15 protein-coding genes are annotated in these 15,706 nt (G+C 62.5%); 9 read left to right on the top strand and 6 right to left on the bottom strand.

Annotated elements, in window-relative coordinates; translation table 11 throughout:
- Nucleotides 1–77: 77 nt before the first annotated feature.
- Nucleotides 78–260: a hypothetical protein gene (locus AC07SU_RS21265; protein WP_176999400.1), complete on the top strand. Its 183-nt coding sequence runs from the start codon at nucleotides 78–80 to the stop codon at nucleotides 258–260.
- An 8-nt stretch (nucleotides 261–268) separates the two neighbouring features.
- Here AC07SU_RS21265 and AC07SU_RS21270 read toward each other — a convergent pair whose 3' ends face one another.
- Together AC07SU_RS21270 and AC07SU_RS21275 are read right to left on the bottom strand one after the other, a co-directional pair.
- On the bottom strand, nucleotides 269–1,462 hold the full coding sequence (locus AC07SU_RS21270; RefSeq protein ID WP_178918478.1) for a multidrug effflux MFS transporter: 1,194 nt from the start codon (nucleotides 1,460–1,462) through the stop codon (nucleotides 269–271).
- An 87-nt stretch (nucleotides 1,463–1,549) separates the two neighbouring features.
- Nucleotides 1,550–1,747 carry a heavy-metal-associated domain-containing protein gene (locus AC07SU_RS21275; protein WP_176999402.1) on the bottom strand — a complete coding sequence of 66 codons (198 nt, stop codon included), beginning with the start codon at nucleotides 1,745–1,747 and terminating at the stop codon, nucleotides 1,550–1,552.
- A gap of 231 nt (nucleotides 1,748–1,978) precedes the next feature.
- Here AC07SU_RS21275 and AC07SU_RS21280 point away from each other — a divergent pair, with 231 nt between their 5' ends.
- The 3 genes from AC07SU_RS21280 to cueR all read left to right on the top strand — a co-directional run bounded on the left by AC07SU_RS21280 (nucleotide 1,979) and on the right by cueR (nucleotide 5,113).
- Nucleotides 1,979–2,359, top strand: coding sequence for a hypothetical protein (locus tag AC07SU_RS21280; protein WP_176999403.1), 381 nt, complete (start codon nucleotides 1,979–1,981; stop codon nucleotides 2,357–2,359).
- 157 nt (nucleotides 2,360–2,516) lie between these two features.
- Nucleotides 2,517–4,718 (top strand): heavy metal translocating P-type ATPase, encoded by a 2,202-nt coding sequence (locus AC07SU_RS21285; protein WP_494998146.1) that lies wholly within the window; start codon nucleotides 2,517–2,519, stop codon nucleotides 4,716–4,718.
- The gene (gene cueR, locus AC07SU_RS21290) at nucleotides 4,715–5,113 is read left to right on the top strand and encodes a Cu(I)-responsive transcriptional regulator (RefSeq protein WP_176999405.1); all 399 of its coding nucleotides are present in this window, start codon (nucleotides 4,715–4,717) and stop codon (nucleotides 5,111–5,113) included. The genes AC07SU_RS21285 and cueR overlap by 4 nt, the downstream gene beginning before the upstream one ends.
- 154 nt (nucleotides 5,114–5,267) lie before the next feature.
- Here cueR and AC07SU_RS21295 read toward each other — a convergent pair whose 3' ends face one another.
- Both AC07SU_RS21295 and AC07SU_RS21300 read right to left on the bottom strand, forming a co-directional pair.
- Nucleotides 5,268–6,167 carry a PA4780 family RIO1-like protein kinase gene (locus AC07SU_RS21295; protein ID WP_178918476.1) on the bottom strand — a complete coding sequence of 300 codons (900 nt, stop codon included), beginning with the start codon at nucleotides 6,165–6,167 and terminating at the stop codon, nucleotides 5,268–5,270.
- Nucleotides 6,168–6,291: 124 nt separating this feature from the next.
- Nucleotides 6,292–7,569: an acetyl-CoA C-acetyltransferase gene (locus tag AC07SU_RS21300; protein ID WP_494998147.1), complete on the bottom strand. Its 1,278-nt coding sequence runs from the start codon at nucleotides 7,567–7,569 to the stop codon at nucleotides 6,292–6,294.
- Between the two features lie 113 nt (nucleotides 7,570–7,682).
- Here AC07SU_RS21300 and AC07SU_RS21305 point away from each other — a divergent pair, with 113 nt between their 5' ends.
- The 4 genes from AC07SU_RS21305 (at nucleotide 7,683) to AC07SU_RS21320 (ending at nucleotide 13,596) form a co-directional block, all read left to right on the top strand.
- Entirely contained in the window at nucleotides 7,683–9,026 is a 1,344-nt protein-coding gene (locus AC07SU_RS21305; RefSeq protein WP_494998148.1) for a 3-oxoacyl-ACP reductase, read from the top strand.
- A gap of 2 nt (nucleotides 9,027–9,028) precedes the next feature.
- The gene (locus AC07SU_RS21310; RefSeq protein WP_176999408.1) at nucleotides 9,029–9,877 is read left to right on the top strand and encodes a MaoC family dehydratase; all 849 of its coding nucleotides are present in this window, start codon (nucleotides 9,029–9,031) and stop codon (nucleotides 9,875–9,877) included.
- 301 nt (nucleotides 9,878–10,178) lie between these two features.
- Nucleotides 10,179–11,732 (top strand): collagen-like triple helix repeat-containing protein, encoded by a 1,554-nt coding sequence (locus AC07SU_RS21315; RefSeq protein ID WP_494998149.1) that lies wholly within the window; start codon nucleotides 10,179–10,181, stop codon nucleotides 11,730–11,732.
- Nucleotides 11,733–11,913: 181 nt separating this feature from the next.
- On the top strand, nucleotides 11,914–13,596 hold the full coding sequence (locus AC07SU_RS21320; RefSeq protein ID WP_494998150.1) for a ShlB/FhaC/HecB family hemolysin secretion/activation protein: 1,683 nt from the start codon (nucleotides 11,914–11,916) through the stop codon (nucleotides 13,594–13,596).
- Between the two features lie 162 nt (nucleotides 13,597–13,758).
- Here the strand turns inward: AC07SU_RS21320 and AC07SU_RS21325 are convergent, their stop codons facing one another.
- A complete protein-coding gene (locus tag AC07SU_RS21325; RefSeq protein ID WP_176999411.1) occupies nucleotides 13,759–14,163 on the bottom strand; it encodes a response regulator in 405 nt (134 codons plus the stop codon).
- 59 nt (nucleotides 14,164–14,222) lie between these two features.
- The gene (locus tag AC07SU_RS21330) at nucleotides 14,223–14,426 is read right to left on the bottom strand and encodes a Flp family type IVb pilin (RefSeq protein WP_176999412.1); all 204 of its coding nucleotides are present in this window, start codon (nucleotides 14,424–14,426) and stop codon (nucleotides 14,223–14,225) included.
- A 330-nt stretch (nucleotides 14,427–14,756) separates the two neighbouring features.
- Here AC07SU_RS21330 and cpaB point away from each other — a divergent pair, with 330 nt between their 5' ends.
- Nucleotides 14,757–15,692 carry a Flp pilus assembly protein CpaB gene (cpaB, locus tag AC07SU_RS21335; protein WP_494998151.1) on the top strand — a complete coding sequence of 312 codons (936 nt, stop codon included), beginning with the start codon at nucleotides 14,757–14,759 and terminating at the stop codon, nucleotides 15,690–15,692.
- Nucleotides 15,693–15,706 lie beyond the last annotated feature (14 nt).

A 15,706-nucleotide genomic window follows, 5' to 3' on the forward strand; every position in this document is an offset into this window, starting at 1 on the left:
CTTTGTCATATTTGCGAGCGTATTCGGGTTTATATTGGCCGCCTTTGCCACGATTCTTTTACGTGAGGAAGTCAGCAATGAAGATCCTGATAAAAGCGTTAGCAAAATCTGCAGGCAATAAATGGCAGGTGAGTCTCGACCGAGACGCCTTCACCTTCCGCAGCGAGGCCGAGGCCCGCGCCTTTGCCGACACTCTGCAAGCCCGTATCCAGGCGCCCCATCGCATTCCCCTCAGCCAGCAACGTTCCGCCGCTGGCTGACCTGCACTTCAGACCTGCGCCTGCGCGGCCCTCGCCCGTTGCAGGCGCTGGGTCGACACCGCAATCGTCACCGCCAAGACACCGCACAAGCTGATGACCATGGCCATCGGCATCGCCGTGCCGTCGTGCAACACCCCCACCAGCGACGCAGCGCCCGCCGCCACCCCAAACTGGATACAGCCCAGCAACGCCGACGCGCTACCGGCGCGTGCGCCCTGCCCGGCCATGGCGCAGGCCGAGGTGTTGGGCAAAATGCAGCCCAGGCTGGCAATGCAGATAAACAACGGCACCAGCAACGGCCACAGCGCGTCCGTACGCAAGGCGGCGATACCCAGCAGCGTCAGGGCCGCCAGCACGTAGACCCACACCGAGCGTGACAACAGGAAAGCCGGGCCACGCTTGGACAGCAACCGCGCATTCACCTGGGCGACCAGGATAAAACCGGCCGCGTTGGAGCCGAACAGCCAGCCGTAATGCTCGGCGGGCACACCATAGAGTTTGATGAAGACGAAAGGCGAGCCGGCGATGTAGGCAAACATCCCGGCAATCGAGATACCGCCCGTCAGGGCATAGCCGAGATAGACGCGGTCCGACAACAACCCAATATAGCGGCGCAGTGAGCCGGACAACGGCTGGCGCGGCTGATTGGCTGGCAAGGTTTCAGGCAACCCGAACGCCACCGCAATGGCCGCCATGACGCTGAACACCGAAAGCGCCAGGAAGATCGACTGCCAGCCCCATACGCCCACCATCACACCGCCCGCCAAGGGCGCGAGGATCGGCGCCAGGCCGGTCACCAGCATCAGTTGCGAATACACCTTGGCCGACCCCACGGCATCACACTTGTCGCTGACCACCGCCCGCGAAATCACCATGCCCGCGCAACCGCCCAGAGCCTGCACAAAGCGCGCACCGATCAGCCATTCAAGGGACGGGGCATAGGCACACGCGAAGGACGCCAGGGTAAACAGGGTCACGCCGCTGAGCAGCGGGCCGCGTCGGCCAAAGCGGTCTGCCAATGGGCCGTAGATCAACTGCCCGATGGCCAGGCCGGCGAAATACACCGCCAGGGTCAACTGGATATGTTTTTCGTCAGTGGCAAACGCCGTGGCCATCGCCGGAAAACCCGGCAGGTAAAAATCGATCGCCAACGGCGCGAAGGCGCTCAGGGCGCCCAGAATCAGGATTATGCGGAGGTTCATCAGACACCCAAGTGAGTCGGCAGCCCGACAGTCTAGCCGCGCTTGGGTGCCATGAACATTACGTTAGCTCGCTAACTATCAGAAAATTCACGCCAGCTTGGCGCTGTAGCCTTCTTCGGTGATCAGGCTGATGACCTGCTCGGCCGACAGTCGGCTTTCGACGCCGACTTCCTTTGCCGCCAGGTCGACCTTCACGCTCGCCGCCGGGTCCTGGCTTTGCACCGCCTGGGTCACCGCTCGAACGCAATGGCCGCAGGTCATTCCTTCAACATTGAATACTTGCATGACATAACTCCTCAAATAAGCCCGTAGTGAGCGGGCTTGCCCCGCGCCGCGGTGTACCAGATGCCGCGCACTTATCTGACACACCGCACCGCAGAGCTAGCCAGCGCACATCAAGTGTCGAGCTTGCCATCGTGGCAAGGTCAAGTTTCAAAAACATCGGCCGGGCTGGTATTCGGCCGCGGCCTCGGCCAAGCTTCATCCATCTTAGATATGAACCACGGAGCATTCGCCATGCGCTGGTCGTTTTTTGCCCTTGCCGGCCTGATGAGTTTGTCTGCGATCGCCCCCCAGGCCAGCGCCGATCAGGACTATGCGGTGTTGATCATTTCCCGGGAGCGCCTGGAAGTACCGACCAACTGCGAGATCGGCCTGTACCTCAACGACCAGCTGGCCGGCCGGCTGTTCCAGGAACAAGCCACCTCATTCAACCTGCCGGCGGGCAACCTGTCGTTGCGCCTGAAGCTGTTGCCCGGCCAGTCCCCTGGCTGCCTGCCGGGCATGCTCGCGCCACCGGCGCAGAACATCACCCTCAAGGCCGGTGATGTGCGCAAGCTGCGGATCGCCCAGGGTCCGGACGGCATGTACCTCAAAGCCGCCGCCCTCGAATACTGATCCATTCGATCTATCCCTTGTAGGAGCCGGCTTGCCGGCGATGGCGGTGTTAAGGGCCTCATCGCCGGCAAGCCGGGCTCCTACAGTAAATAGCCGCTTGACCTTCCCCACAGGTCAAGGTTGATCCTAGGGGCAACTTCTCCTGGAGGACTGCCCCATGAATGGATCCACCACCTTTGACCTGCCCATCAGCGGCATGACCTGTGCCAGCTGTGCCGGCCGCGTCGAGCGCGCGCTGGGCAAGGTGCCGGGGGTGCAAAGCGTCAGCGTCAACCTGGCCAACGAACGCGCCCATGTCGAGGTGCTGGGCCAGATGGACCCCGGTGTCCTGATCGCTGCCGTCGACAAGGCCGGCTACACCGCTACCCTGCCCCAGAGCGAAACCGCCACCGAGGCCAATCAAGCCGAGCGCCTGCACCGCGAGCGCTGGTCATTGCTAGTGGCGATCGTGCTGGCCTTGCCGTTGGTGCTGCCGATGCTGGTGGAACCCTTTGGCCTGCACTGGATGCTGCCCGCGTGGGTGCAGTTCGCCCTGGCCACCCCGGTGCAATTCATCCTCGGGGCGCGCTTCTACATTGCCGCCTGGAAAGCCGTGCGCGCCGGCGCCGGCAACATGGACCTGCTGGTGGCCATCGGCACCAGCGCCGGCTACGGCCTGAGCATTTATGAATGGCTCACCACGCCTGTGGGCAGCATGCCGCACCTTTACTTCGAAGCCTCGGCAGTGGTGATCGCCCTGGTATTGCTCGGCAAATACCTGGAAAGCCGCGCCAAACGCCAGACCGCCAGCGCCATCCGTGCCCTCGAAGCCTTGCGCCCGGAGCGGGCGATCCGAGTGTTTGAAGGCCGGGAGGAAGACGTGGCGATCAATGCGCTGCGGATCAACGACCTGGTGCTGGTCAAACCCGGCGAGCGTTTCCCGGTGGACGGCGAAGTGGTCGAAGGCCAGAGCCATGCCGACGAGGCGCTGATCAGCGGCGAAAGCCTGCCGGTGCCCAAACAACCGGGCGACAGCGTCACCGGTGGCGCCATCAACGGCGAAGGCCGTTTGCTGGTACGCACCCGGGCCATCGGCGCCGAGAGCGTACTGGCGCGGATCATCCGCCTCGTAGAAGACGCCCAGTCCGCCAAGGCGCCGATCCAGAAACTGGTAGATAAAGTCAGTCAGGTGTTCGTCCCGGCCGTGCTGGTGCTGGCGTTGATCACGCTGGTGGGCTGGTGGTTGTACGGCGCGTCGCTGGAAACCGCGATCATCAATGCGGTGGCCGTGCTGGTGATCGCCTGCCCCTGCGCCCTGGGCCTGGCCACACCGACGGCGATCATGGCCGGCACCGGTGTCGCGGCGCGCTATGGCATCCTGATCAAGGACGCCGAAGCCCTGGAGCGCGCTCATGAGGTGAGCGCCGTGGTGTTCGATAAAACCGGCACCCTCACTTCCGGCGCGCCGAACATTGCGCACTTGGTGGCGGTGGACGGCAATGACGCGGCGATCCTGCAACAGGCCGGCGCGCTGCAACGCGGCAGCGAACATCCCCTGGCCAAGGCGGTGCTGGATACCTGCCGCGAGCGGGGGCTGGTGGTCGCCGATGTAACGGCCAGCCAATCCCTGACCGGGCGCGGCATTGCCGGCACCCTCGATGGCCGGCAACTGGCCCTGGGCAATCGTCGCCTGCTGGAAGAAAGCGGCCTCAGCGCTGGCGACCTGGCCGCCCAGGCCAGCGAGTGGGAAGCCGAAGGCCGCACCTTGTCCTGGTTGATCGAGCAAGGCGCGCAACCGCGCGTGCTGGGACTATTCGCCTTTGGTGACACGCTCAAGCCGGGCGCACTGGAGGCAGTGAACCGGCTTAAAGCTCAACACATCAGCAGCCACCTGCTGACCGGCGACAATCGCGGCAGCGCCCGCGTGGTCGCCCAGGCCCTGGGCATCGACGATGTTCACGCCGAAGTGCTGCCCGCCGACAAAGCCGCCACGGTCGCCGCGTTGAAAAAAACCGGCGTGGTTGCCATGGTCGGTGACGGCATCAACGACGCACCTGCCCTGGCCGCCGCCGACATTGGCATCGCCATGGGCGGCGGCACCGACGTGGCCATGCACGCGGCCGGCATCACCCTGATGCGCGGTGATCCACGCCTGGTGCCCGCCGCGTTGGAGATCAGCCGCAAGACCTACGCAAAAATCCGCCAGAACCTGTTCTGGGCCTTTGTGTATAACTTGATCGGTATTCCACTGGCGGCCTTCGGCCTGCTCAACCCGGTGTTGGCCGGCGCAGCGATGGCTTTGTCCAGCGTCAGCGTGGTGAGCAATGCGTTACTGTTGAAGACTTGGAAACCCCTGGACCTGGAGGATCAGCGCCCATGAACATCGGCCAAGCCGCTCGCGCCAGCGGGCTGAGCGCCAAGATGATTCGCTATTACGAATCCATCGGCCTGCTCAAAGCCGCCCACCGTACCGACAGCGGTTACCGTGTGTACGGCCCGGACGAGGTGCACACCCTGGCGTTTATCAAACGCTCGCGGGATTTGGGGTTTTCATTGGAGGAGGTCGGCAAACTGCTGGCCCTGTGGCAGGACCGGCAACGGGCCAGCGCCGATGTGAAAGCCTTGGCGCGCCAGCACATCGAGGAGCTGAACCAGAAGATCCTGGAGCTTGGGCAACTGCGCGATACGCTGCAGGACCTGGTGGAACACTGCCAGGGCGATCACCGGCCCGATTGCCCGATTCTCAAGGAGTTGGCATCGGGCAATTGCTGCTGACACGGATTCATCTGACGAAACACAAAACCAACTGTGGGAGCCGGTCCTGTGGGAGCTGGCTTGCCTGCGATGCGGACACCTCGGTCCATCAGTTGCACCGAGGGGATGCTATCGCAGGCAAGCCAGCTCCCACAGGATCAGCTCCCACAGCGTGTTACTGCATCCAAGGCGGCGGCGGTGGCTCGTCCGGGACCTTGCTCGGTGGCGCTTCATCCGCCGCGCGGATCGCCTGGCGACGCTCTTCGTCCAGCCGCGCCGCTTCGATCTCGCGCATCACGCCGCCCACGTCCGCCAACTCTTCGGGCTCATCAAACTCACCGGTCAACACGCTGGCCGGGTGCAAGGTGCCGGCTTCGTACAGCGCCCACATCTCTTTGGCGTACTTGGTCTTCTTCAACTCCGGGGCAAAACGCCCGAAGTAGGAAGCCATGTTGCCCACGTCCCGCTCCAGCATGTTGAACGCGTGGTTATTGCCCGCCGCATCCACTGCCTGGGGCAGGTCGATGATCACCGGGCCCGTCGGCGTAAGCAGTACGTTGAACTCGGACAAGTCACCGTGCACCAGGCCGGTACACAGCATCAGCACGATCTGGGAGATCAGGAAGGCGTGGTATTCACGCGCCTGGTCCGGCTCCAGCACCACGTCGTTCAGGCGCGGCGCCGCATCGCCGTACTCGTCGGCCACCAACTCCATCAACAGCACGCCTTCAAGGAAGTCGAACGGCTGGGGCACGCGAACGCCCGCACCGGCCAGGCGGAACAACGCCGCCACTTCAGCGTTCTGCCAGGCATCTTCGGCTTCTTTCTTGCCGAACTTGGAACCCTTGGCCATGGCCCGGGCCTGACGGCTGTTACGGACCTTGCGGCCCTCCTGGTATTCGGACGCTTGACGAAAACTTCGTTTGTTCGCCTCCTTGTAAACCTTGGCGCAACGCAATTCGTTGCCGCAGCGCACCACATAAACAGCTGCTTCTTTACCACTCATGAGTGGGCGCAGCACTTCGTCGACCAGACCGTCTTCGATCAGGGGTTCAATGCGTTTAGGAGTCTTCATCAGCTTTTATTGTGGGTCCTTTATTACCAAATACGCGTATGGCACTCGTTATACGGCAATCGGCTCGCCGGTGGGAGAGGCTACCGACCGTTGATCACTTAAGAATGCATCCAATATGCCAATTTCAGCGTTCAATGATCGCCGTAACCCCCTGCCCGCCTGCTGCACAGATGGAAATCAGCCCGCGCCCCTTGCCGGCCGCGTCCAGCAACTTGGCCAGGTTGGCGACGATACGCCCTCCGGTGGCCGCAAACGGGTGCCCCGCCGCCAAGGAACTGCCCTTCACATTCAGCCGGCTGCGGTCGATGGACCCCAAGGGGGCGTCAAGTCCCAGGCGCGTCTTGCAGTAGTCGGCATCTTCCCAGGCCTTGAGCGTGCACAAAACCTGGGCAGCGAAGGCCTCGTGGATCTCGTAGTAATCGAAGTCCTGCAACGTCAGGCCATTGCGGGCCAGCAGGCGCGGCACCGCATACACCGGCGCCATCAACAGGCCTTCTGCGCCGTTGACGAAATCCACCGCCGCCGCCTCACCGTCGCGCAAGTACGCCAGGATCGGCAGGCCGCGCTCCTTGGCCCAGGCTTCGCTGCCCAGCAGCACCAGCGAGGCGCCATCCGTCAGCGGCGTGGAGTTGCCCGCCGTGAGCGTGCCCTTTTCGCTGCGCTCGAACACCGGCTTGAGGCTGGCGAGTTTTTCCAGGGTCAGGTCGGGGCGCAAGTTGTTGTCGCGGGTAAGACCGAGAAACGGTGTGAGCAAATCGTTCTGCCAGCCCTCGGCGTAGGCCGCGGCCAATTTTTGATGGCTTTCCAGGGCCAACTGGTCCTGCTCGGCGCGGGGGATCTGCCAGGTTTGCGCCATCAACTCGCAATGTTCGCCCATGGACAACCCGGTGCGCGGTTCGCCGTTACGCGGCAGCTCGGGCTTGAGGTGATGGGGGCGAAGTTGTAACAGGAGTTTTAATTTATCCCCCAACGATTTGCTGCGGTTGGCTTGCAGCAGGAGTTTGCGCAGCCCTTCGTTCACGCCGATCGGCGCGTCGGAGGTGGTGTCCACGCCACCGGCGATGCCGCACTCGATCTGGCCCAAGGCAATCTTGTTGGCCACCAGTAATGCTGCTTCCAGCCCGGTGCCGCAGGCCTGTTGAATGTCATAGGCCGGGGTCTGCGGCGACAGGCGCGAGCCGAGCACGCATTCGCGGGTGAGGTTGAAGTCCCGGGAGTGCTTGAGCACCGCACCGGCAGCCACTTCGCCCAGGCGCAGGCCGTGCAGGTTGTAGCGTTCGATCAGGCCTTCCAGGGCCGCAGTCAGCATTGCCTGGTTGCTCGCCGTGGCATACGGGCCATTGGAGCGAGCGAATGGAATGCGGTTACCGCCAATGATCGCTACACGGCGCAATTGAGTCATGGAAAGCTCCCTGTGGGTTGTGGGTGTAATCATCCAGCCTAGCCTAGGCTGATCGAACGACTACCGCCCCGGGGTGGTCAACCCTTTGAACCCCAGCTTTCGGAGAGCGTTCCATGTCTGACCGTTATATCGACTTCGCCAACTCAAGCCTCGGCCATCGCCTGGTCGCTGCCCTTGGCCTGCCGTCACCGGTACGCCTGGAACGCTGGCAAGCCGGGCGCTTGCGCCCCGTTGAAGGTGCCCTGCTACTGGGCGGCGGTGCGCTGACGGCCAAGGTGCAAGCGTTCGCCCACAAGCTGACCGACGCGACCTACACCTACGGCGCCGAGGCCTCGACGTGGATTCCCGGACATGGCCCCAAGCTCAAGGCCGTGGTGTTCGACGCCAGCGACCTGCAACACACCGATCAGCTCAAGCAACTGCGCGAGTTCTTCCAACCGCTGTTGAAGAACCTGGATAACAGCGCGCACCTGGTGATCCTCGGCCGTGCTCCAGAAACCCTCAGCGATCCTTTTGCCGCCAGCGCCCAACGCGCCCTCGAGGGGTTCAGCCGATCTCTGGCCAAGGAGTTGCGCAACGGTGGCGTGCTGCAACTGCTCTACGTTGGCGAAGGTGCCGAAGACCAACTGGAAGGTGCTCTGCGCTTCTTCCTTTCACCGAAAAGTGCCTACATCTCCGGCCAGGTCATTCGCCTGGAAGCGTGTGCCACCCCGGTCGAGGATTGGACGCGCCCCCTCGCCGGGCGCAAGGCGCTCGTCACGGGCGCTGCCCGGGGCATTGGTGCGTCCATCGCCGAAACCCTCGCCCGCGACGGCGCCGACGTGATCCTGCTCGACGTGCCCCAGGCCAAGGCCGACCTGGAAGCCCTCGCCGCGCGCCTGGGCGCGCGCACGGTGGTGCTGGATATCTGCGCCGAAGACGCCGCCACGCAGCTGGTGGAACACCTGCCCGACGGCCTCGACATCCTGGTGCACAACGCGGGCATTACCCGCGACAAGACCCTGGCCAACATGACCCCGGAATACTGGGACGCCGTGCTGGCCGTCAACCTCAATGCTCCGCAGGTGCTGACCCAGGCGCTGCTCGACAGCGGCACCCTGCACGACAACGCCCGCGTGGTGTTGCTGGCGTCCATCAGCGGTATCGCCGGCAACCGTGGGCAGACCAACTATGCCGCGAGCAAGGCGGGCTTGATCGGGCTGGCCCAGGCGTGGGCGCCGCTGCTCAAAGCGCGGGGTATCAGCATCAACGCGGTAGCGCCCGGGTTTATCGAAACTCAGATGACCGCACACATCCCCTTCGCCTTGCGTGAAGCCGGGCGGCGCATGAGTTCGCTGGGCCAGGGCGGCCTGCCCCAGGACGTCGCCGAAGCCGTCGCCTGGCTCGGCCAGCCGGGCAGCGGCGCGGTCAGCGGGCAAGCGTTGCGGGTGTGTGGGCAAAGCCTTTTGGGAGCATAAACATGGATTGGCACACCTTAGGCAGCACACCCTTCTTGCCGCCGTTGTACTGGCGAGCGGCACTCAAACGCAAGATCACCGGCACCACCTTGCCCGAGCAGGGCTTGCGCTGCCGGGTGCGCATCAACCCCAACGACGTGGCGGCGTATCGCAAGGTCTGTGGTTTCGCCGACAGCCCAATCCTGCCGGCGACTTATCCGCATATCCTGGCGTTCGGCCTGCAGATGCAGCTGCTCACGGCCAAGAACTTTCCCTTCCCGTTACTGGGGTTGGTTCACCTGAGCAACCGCATCCGCATTCACCGCCCTTTGGGCGGCGTGAGTGAACTGACGATCAGCGTACAGACATGCAACCTCCAGCCCCACAGCAAAGGGGCAACCTTTGACTTGCTGACCACCGCCGAGGATTCCCTCGGGCTGTTATGGGAAGCCGAAAGCCGCATGTTGTGCCGGGGCGTCAAGCTCGAAGGCGAGGCGCTGGATAATCCACTGCCCACGCCCAGCCAAATCAGCGAACTGACGCGCTGGAAAGCCCCTGCCGATATCGGGCGCCGTTATGCGCGGGTCTCCGGCGACTACAACCCGATCCACCTCAGCGCCCTGACCGCCAGGCTGTTCGGCTTCCCGCAGGCCATCGCCCACGGCTTGTGGAACACAGCGCATACCCTTGCTGCGCTGGGTGAACATTTGCCCGCTGCCAATATTGAACTGCATGTCGAGTTCAATAAGCCCGTGCGCCTGCCCAGTGAAGTCACCCTGTATAGCAGCGCCCCCGGTTCCAGCGGCGAGTTGCTGTTGAAAGGCGCGGGCGAACTACAACACATGGTAGGCAAGTGGCAGCCGATCGCGTGAAAATCACCGATTAATTGTATATATACACCCTAAGTTATAGCGGGCTTTTTTAAGCCCGCTTTTTTATTTATGTCGTTGATTTTTAAAATATATATATCCAGATACATCTACCCTTTATCGCTTTGGTATTAGTCATTAAGCCATGACTTGAACCCAGTATATAAATCGTTAATACCAAGTTGAGCATTGTGAGAAAGAGTGCCCGGGTCTGTTATAGCCACACGGACAAACGCATCGCTATCCAAGAAATAACGAGCGTTTGAAAACAACCCAAGGTTGTACAGGTGCAAGGAACTCAATCATGAACACTCAAACTCAAGTGGTGATCTGGAAAACAAGTACAGCGCTGGCCCTGGCAGTCGCATTGGCGCTCGGAGGCTGCAGCAGCGGTGGCGGTGGACATCACAGTGGTGGTTCGGCTTCAACCGACTCGGCAGCCGGTGGTGGCACGGGCGGTGGTACAGGTGGCGGGACCGGTGGTGGCACCGGCGGCGGAACAGGCGGTGGCACCGGTGGCGGTACCACCACGCCTCTGGTGACCGCAACCGTAGTCGACACCCTGGGCGACACCGTGACCGGCGTTGGCGGCGCCGTCAAAAGCCTCGGCACTACCCTTGGCAGCTTGCCGATTGTCGGCGCAACCACAGGCGGCCTGGTGACCGCCACTGGCACCGCGGTCAGCAGCATCGGCGACGGCCTGTCCACAGGACTCGGTACCATCGGCACCGACAGCAATGCACTGGGCAAAACACTGGCCGGTGTCGGCAAAGGCGTCGCCGACCTGGGCGATGGCGTCAGCACCACAGGTGGCAATGTGGCCACCCTGCTGGGGAACGTACCGGTCGTTGCCGGCGCAGCCCCTGTCGTTGGCGGCGTGGTCGACAAGGTCGGCAATGTCGTGACCATGCTCGGCGACACCTTGAGCACTGCGAGCACCACCGGCCCACTGGGCTCGGTCACCAATACCGTCGGCGCAAAAGTACTGGTACCGGTTGTGTCGCTGGTGGAAAAAACCACCGGCCAAGTGGGCACCGCGACCGGCCTGGATACCCCAGTAGGCGGCCTGTTGAAGAAAGTCGGCAGCACCGTCGACGGCCTGGGCGATAAAGTCGCCGACGCTGGCGGCACCGGCAACCCTGTGACCGGCATCGTGGGTAACGTACTCAATGGTGTAGGCACCGTGGTGGATAAAGCCAGCGGCTATGTCGACCCAGCCACCGGCACCGGCTCCGGCAATGGTAGCGGCGGCGGCACTGGCGGCGCGGGTAATCTCGGCTTGCCAGAACTGATTGGCGGCATCATCGCCGGCGCCGGTAACGGCCTCGATGCAGGCAGCACCAACGGTGTGGTCAGCGCAGCAGGCGCTACCGGTGGCAAAGCGGGTGGCACCGTGGCGTCCCTGGGCACTCTGCTGGGTGGCAGTGGCGTACCGAACACCGCAGCGGGCGCACCGGTTGGGCAAGTGACTCAGGTGCTCGGAAATGCTCTCAACCCTGTGACCAACGGCGTCACCAGCCTGACCCAAAACGTCGGCGGCGCAACCGGCCTGGGTGCACCGATCAACGGCCTGGTCACCAACGCAGGCGGCGCAATCAGCAACCTGGGCGGTGCCCTCAGCGGCGCCAACGCCAACCCGGTCACCAACGCCTTGGGCGGCACTGTCAGCGCCGTCGGTGGCACCGTAGCGTCCATCGGTGGCCTGGTCACCGGCGGCACCAACGCCGGGGGTGGTTTGCTCGGTGGCGGCCTGAACCTGGGGGGTAGCGCATCTGCCTCCGCAGGGGCCAGTGCCGGCGCCAGCGCCAACGGCGGTCTGCTGGGCGGCTTGCTCGGTGGCCTGACCGGCAAAAAATAGAATTGCACCTGGCCGATTAGACGGCCTCACCTACAGCGCCTACGCTTGGTTGAGACGAGAGACCTTATAAGCCTCTCGTCTTTTTTATGGGCAAATGAAATGCCCGGGAAGTACCCGAACCGCGCCCCCAGAGCCCGGCGGGAATCTGCAAAACGCTGCTGCTTTGACCATGGAGTGTCCTATGCGCGCTTTGACGCCGTTGTTGTTGCTCACCCTCAGTACTTACGCCTGCGCCGATACCCTACCCAGCTTCCTCAATAGCAACGACACCATCCGCAACCTGCCCGTGCCCAACCTGCCCGCCGACGCCTATCGTCCGGTCGCCCCGCAAACCCAACTGCCGACACCCGCCGCCACTGAAGCCCAACCCCTGTTGATGGACACCAAAGTGACCATTCGCAAACTGCAGATCGACGGCGGCACGATTTACCCGCTCAAGGAATTGGCCCAGGTCTTCGAGCCGCTGACCGGCCACGAGACCAACCTGGCTCAACTGATCGAAGCCACGCGCGGTATCACCCGGCGCTATCAACAGGACGGCTACCTGCTGTCCTACGCGTTCCTGCCGGAACAAAGCTTCGACGACGGCCTGGTGCACGTGGTGGTGGTGGAGGGTTATATCCGCGACTACCAGCTGCAAGGCGACGTCGGCTCGGTCTCGTCCTACATCGACAAACTGGCAGAAAAACTCAAGGCCGAACGCCCGTTGACCCGCAAGACCTTCGAGCGCTACACCACCTTGATGAGCACTATTCCGGGCGTGACACTGCAAGCCCAAGTACCGCCCCCCAGCACCACCGGCGGCGGCACCCATATGCAAATCACCGCCAGCCGCAAGCCGTTCACTACCAGCATGAGCCTCACCGAAGCCAGCCGGGCCGGCACCCAGGCACTGCTCAGCGCCACCAGCAATTCGCAGACGTCCATGGGCGAGCAACTGAGCGTCAGCGGACTGTTCCCGCCCGGGAACGACAAAGAACACTACTACCGTGCGGCCTACAGTCAGTTCATCAATGCCGAGGGCACGCAGTTGGTGCTGTCGGGCGAACGCTATCGCGCCGACCCCCGTACCAACGTGCAACTGGGGGACGGCCTGGAGCTCAAGCCACACCAGGAGATCGACCGTTACTCCGTGGGGTTCACCCACCCCTTTATCGCCTCGCCCAGCGAGTCGTTGAGCCTGGGTACGCGCCTGTACGCCGTCGACCAGACCACCCGCTACAAACTGGAGGGTTTCCCACAACGCTTTGACCTGAAAACCGACCTGCGCGCCCTCGCGTTTGAAGGCGATTGGCGCAAGGCCGACACCACCCAACTGCGCATCCTCAGCGCCGGGTTGTACCAAGGCATCAACGGCATGGGCGCCAGGACCCACTCGGACTTCGGCGGCCTCACGCCAGACCTCGACTTCTTCCGCGTGCGGCTGTCGGGGGTGCAGAGCAACAAGCTGTTCGATAATTGGCAAGGCGTGCTGTCGGCTGCGGCTTACTGGACCAATGACACCCTGCCTGACAGCGAGCGGGCCACCTTTGGCGGGCAAAACTTCGGCCGTGGTTATCCCGATGACCAGGGTTCAGGCGACAAGGGCTGGGGCTTGGCGTACGAGGTCAATTACAGTTACAACCGCGCCGGCGACTGGGTGAGGATCCTGCAGCCGTACGTTGTCTTCGACCGCGCCAAGACCTGGTACAACGACCTGCCGATCCACGGCAACGACATGTCATCGGCGGCGTTGGGCCTGCGTTTTGGCGACGCCAAGTACTACAACATAGCGCTCGAGGCGGCCAAGCCGTTGTCGGAGGTGGCGTTTGACAACTATGACCGGCGGCCACGGTATTCGCTGAGTTTCAGCTACCAGCTTTGAAACCCGACGTCGGGGCCGGGGCGGGGTATAAACACCGGTCCTTGTAGTGAGCGGGTTTACCCCGCGCCAGCCCCACCACCGATCTCATGCCTTCAACCAACCCGCGTCGAATAGTTCGGGGTGGGTTTGCCGCCTCGGCGCGGGGCAAGCCCGCTCACTACATCAGAGGCGAGGTTTGGGGAGGGGGAACAGGCTGTTCAAGGTGTCGATCAGGCGCACCAGGTAGATCGGCTTGCGGAACAGGTCCAGTACCTGCAGACGCAGCATGTCGCTGACGTCGTCCATTTCAGCATGGCCCGACATCACAATGACCGGCAAGTGTGAACGCGAGGTGTGTTCGCGCAGGCGCTTGATCAGGGAGATGCCACTCTCCTCGGGCATGCGCAGGTCGGTGATGACCAGGGCGATATCCGGGTTGAGGGTCAGCTCCTGCAAGGCGAAAGTGACAGAGGTGGCGGTGAAGCACACGAATCCCTCATTTTCGAGGGATTCGGCAAGTTCGATCAGGGCGTCCTCTTCATCGTCCACCAATAGGATTTGCTGGCGGCGAGACGACGACGGTGTCATAGACGATACCCAGTGATTAATGTTCGCCAACAGAGCGTTGTATGCAACTTAGTTAAAAATCAAGTACCACTACCCGCCGGTAACGCATTTGATACAGAAGTGAAAACACCTTTGATCTTATCGCCGAGCCCAGAACCCGCACCGATAATTACCAGCGCGACAATCGCCACGATAATCACATATTCGATGGCCGATGCCCCATCCCTGCGTCGAAAAAACAACTGGGTCTGGACAAACGCCTTCAAGATCAAGTCAAGGAACATAATACTTCTCCCTAATGCGCCGCAGAGCGCCGGTACAGCTGTGTTGCACGATGATTGCCGTGTGCCATTAGAGCATTGTCAACAAACCTCACCCTCACAACTGTAAGAACGAATTAATCACAAAGTATTAGTCGTAAAGTTGGCGTCATAAAACCGTGCTTTTCATGAAAACTTTTTTAGTTCAGAGAAATTTTGCCGCGGGTAATGGCATTTCGTCCTAGCTGAACTACCTTCCAATAGCGAAATAGTTAGATGTTCATAGCAGCCAGTGTTGCGGATTAACCCGTTTGGATTAGCGGGCAGCGGTGCAACGGGATAAGGAGAGCCGTCATGAACAGTCGTTTCAGCATGATCCTGGCCGGCGTACTTCTAATAGGAGCCTTGATCGCCGGCTATTGGGGTCTGGCGCTGAGCCGCGCACCGGAACCTATTGCAGCACCTGTCATTTCCGTCGAAAACAGCGTCGCCGCCGTCGAAGACAAAACCCGCCAGCCGGTGGTGGTGCTGGTGCATGACGTGCCCCCCTTCGTCCCCCTCGCCGCCACTGACCTGGTCATCGAAAACCTGCGCACCGTGCCCGCGGGCAGCCTCACCCGCCTCGATCAAGCCATCGGCCGTATTCCGCTGCGCACCTTGGGTGCCGGCAACTGGTTGAGTGAGGAAAGCTTCAGCGCCGGAGGCCCGCTGGCCCGCATGATTCGCCCAGACGAGCGCGCCCTGGCGGTGCCTGTCGACGAGGTGATCGGCGCGGGAGGCCAACTGAGCCCCGGCGACTTCGTCGATATCCTGCTGTTCCTGCGCCAGGAGCCCGGCAATACCGAGCAGTCGGCGCAGGTGGTGCTTCCGGCCATGCGTCTGCTCAGCGTGGGCGACCAGGTCGGCTTGGCCAATGACGGCAAACCCGCCGTCCTGCCGCCCTCCACACCCGAAGAAAAAGCCCAGGCCGCCCAACGCCGAGCCGCCGCGCGCACGGTGGTGCTGGCGGTTCCCGAACCCTTATTGAGTCGTCTGATGCTGGCGTCCCAGGCAGGCATTTTGCGCCTGGCCGTACGCAGCGCCGACGAACAACTGCTGAGCCGTTACTGGGCCGGCGAAAACGACTCAGCGGAAAAAGTGCAAAGCGCCGACCGCGATCTCTACCAATTCACCCAGTTGGCGATGGCGCCCCCGCCAAAAAGAATCGCACCGGTCGCGACCGCTCCTGGCGGCCAACGCCGTGGCATTGAAGTGATCCGTGGTGCGCAAGCCGCCCAACAAACGCCCTGATTGAACAAGGAAGC

It is taken from the genome of Pseudomonas sp. GW821-FHT05H12 (assembly GCF_059419385.1).

Coding starts and splice junctions, on each gene's coding strand:
- AC07SU_RS21265 (WP_176999400.1), top strand. CDS start 78: ATGAAGATCCTGATAAAAGCGTTAGCAAAATCTGCAGGCAATAAATGG.
- AC07SU_RS21270 (WP_178918478.1), bottom strand. CDS start 1,462: ATGAACCTCCGCATAATCCTGATTCTGGGCGCCCTGAGCGCCTTCGCG.
- AC07SU_RS21275 (WP_176999402.1), bottom strand. CDS start 1,747: ATGCAAGTATTCAATGTTGAAGGAATGACCTGCGGCCATTGCGTTCGA.
- AC07SU_RS21280 (WP_176999403.1), top strand. CDS start 1,979: ATGCGCTGGTCGTTTTTTGCCCTTGCCGGCCTGATGAGTTTGTCTGCG.
- AC07SU_RS21285 (WP_494998146.1), top strand. CDS start 2,517: ATGAATGGATCCACCACCTTTGACCTGCCCATCAGCGGCATGACCTGT.
- cueR (WP_176999405.1), top strand. CDS start 4,715: ATGAACATCGGCCAAGCCGCTCGCGCCAGCGGGCTGAGCGCCAAGATG.
- AC07SU_RS21295 (WP_178918476.1), bottom strand. CDS start 6,167: ATGAAGACTCCTAAACGCATTGAACCCCTGATCGAAGACGGTCTGGTC.
- AC07SU_RS21300 (WP_494998147.1), bottom strand. CDS start 7,569: ATGACTCAATTGCGCCGTGTAGCGATCATTGGCGGTAACCGCATTCCA.
- AC07SU_RS21305 (WP_494998148.1), top strand. CDS start 7,683: ATGTCTGACCGTTATATCGACTTCGCCAACTCAAGCCTCGGCCATCGC.
- AC07SU_RS21310 (WP_176999408.1), top strand. CDS start 9,029: ATGGATTGGCACACCTTAGGCAGCACACCCTTCTTGCCGCCGTTGTAC.
- AC07SU_RS21315 (WP_494998149.1), top strand. CDS start 10,179: ATGAACACTCAAACTCAAGTGGTGATCTGGAAAACAAGTACAGCGCTG.
- AC07SU_RS21320 (WP_494998150.1), top strand. CDS start 11,914: ATGCGCGCTTTGACGCCGTTGTTGTTGCTCACCCTCAGTACTTACGCC.
- AC07SU_RS21325 (WP_176999411.1), bottom strand. CDS start 14,163: ATGACACCGTCGTCGTCTCGCCGCCAGCAAATCCTATTGGTGGACGAT.
- AC07SU_RS21330 (WP_176999412.1), bottom strand. CDS start 14,426: ATGTTCCTTGACTTGATCTTGAAGGCGTTTGTCCAGACCCAGTTGTTT.
- cpaB (WP_494998151.1), top strand. CDS start 14,757: ATGAACAGTCGTTTCAGCATGATCCTGGCCGGCGTACTTCTAATAGGA.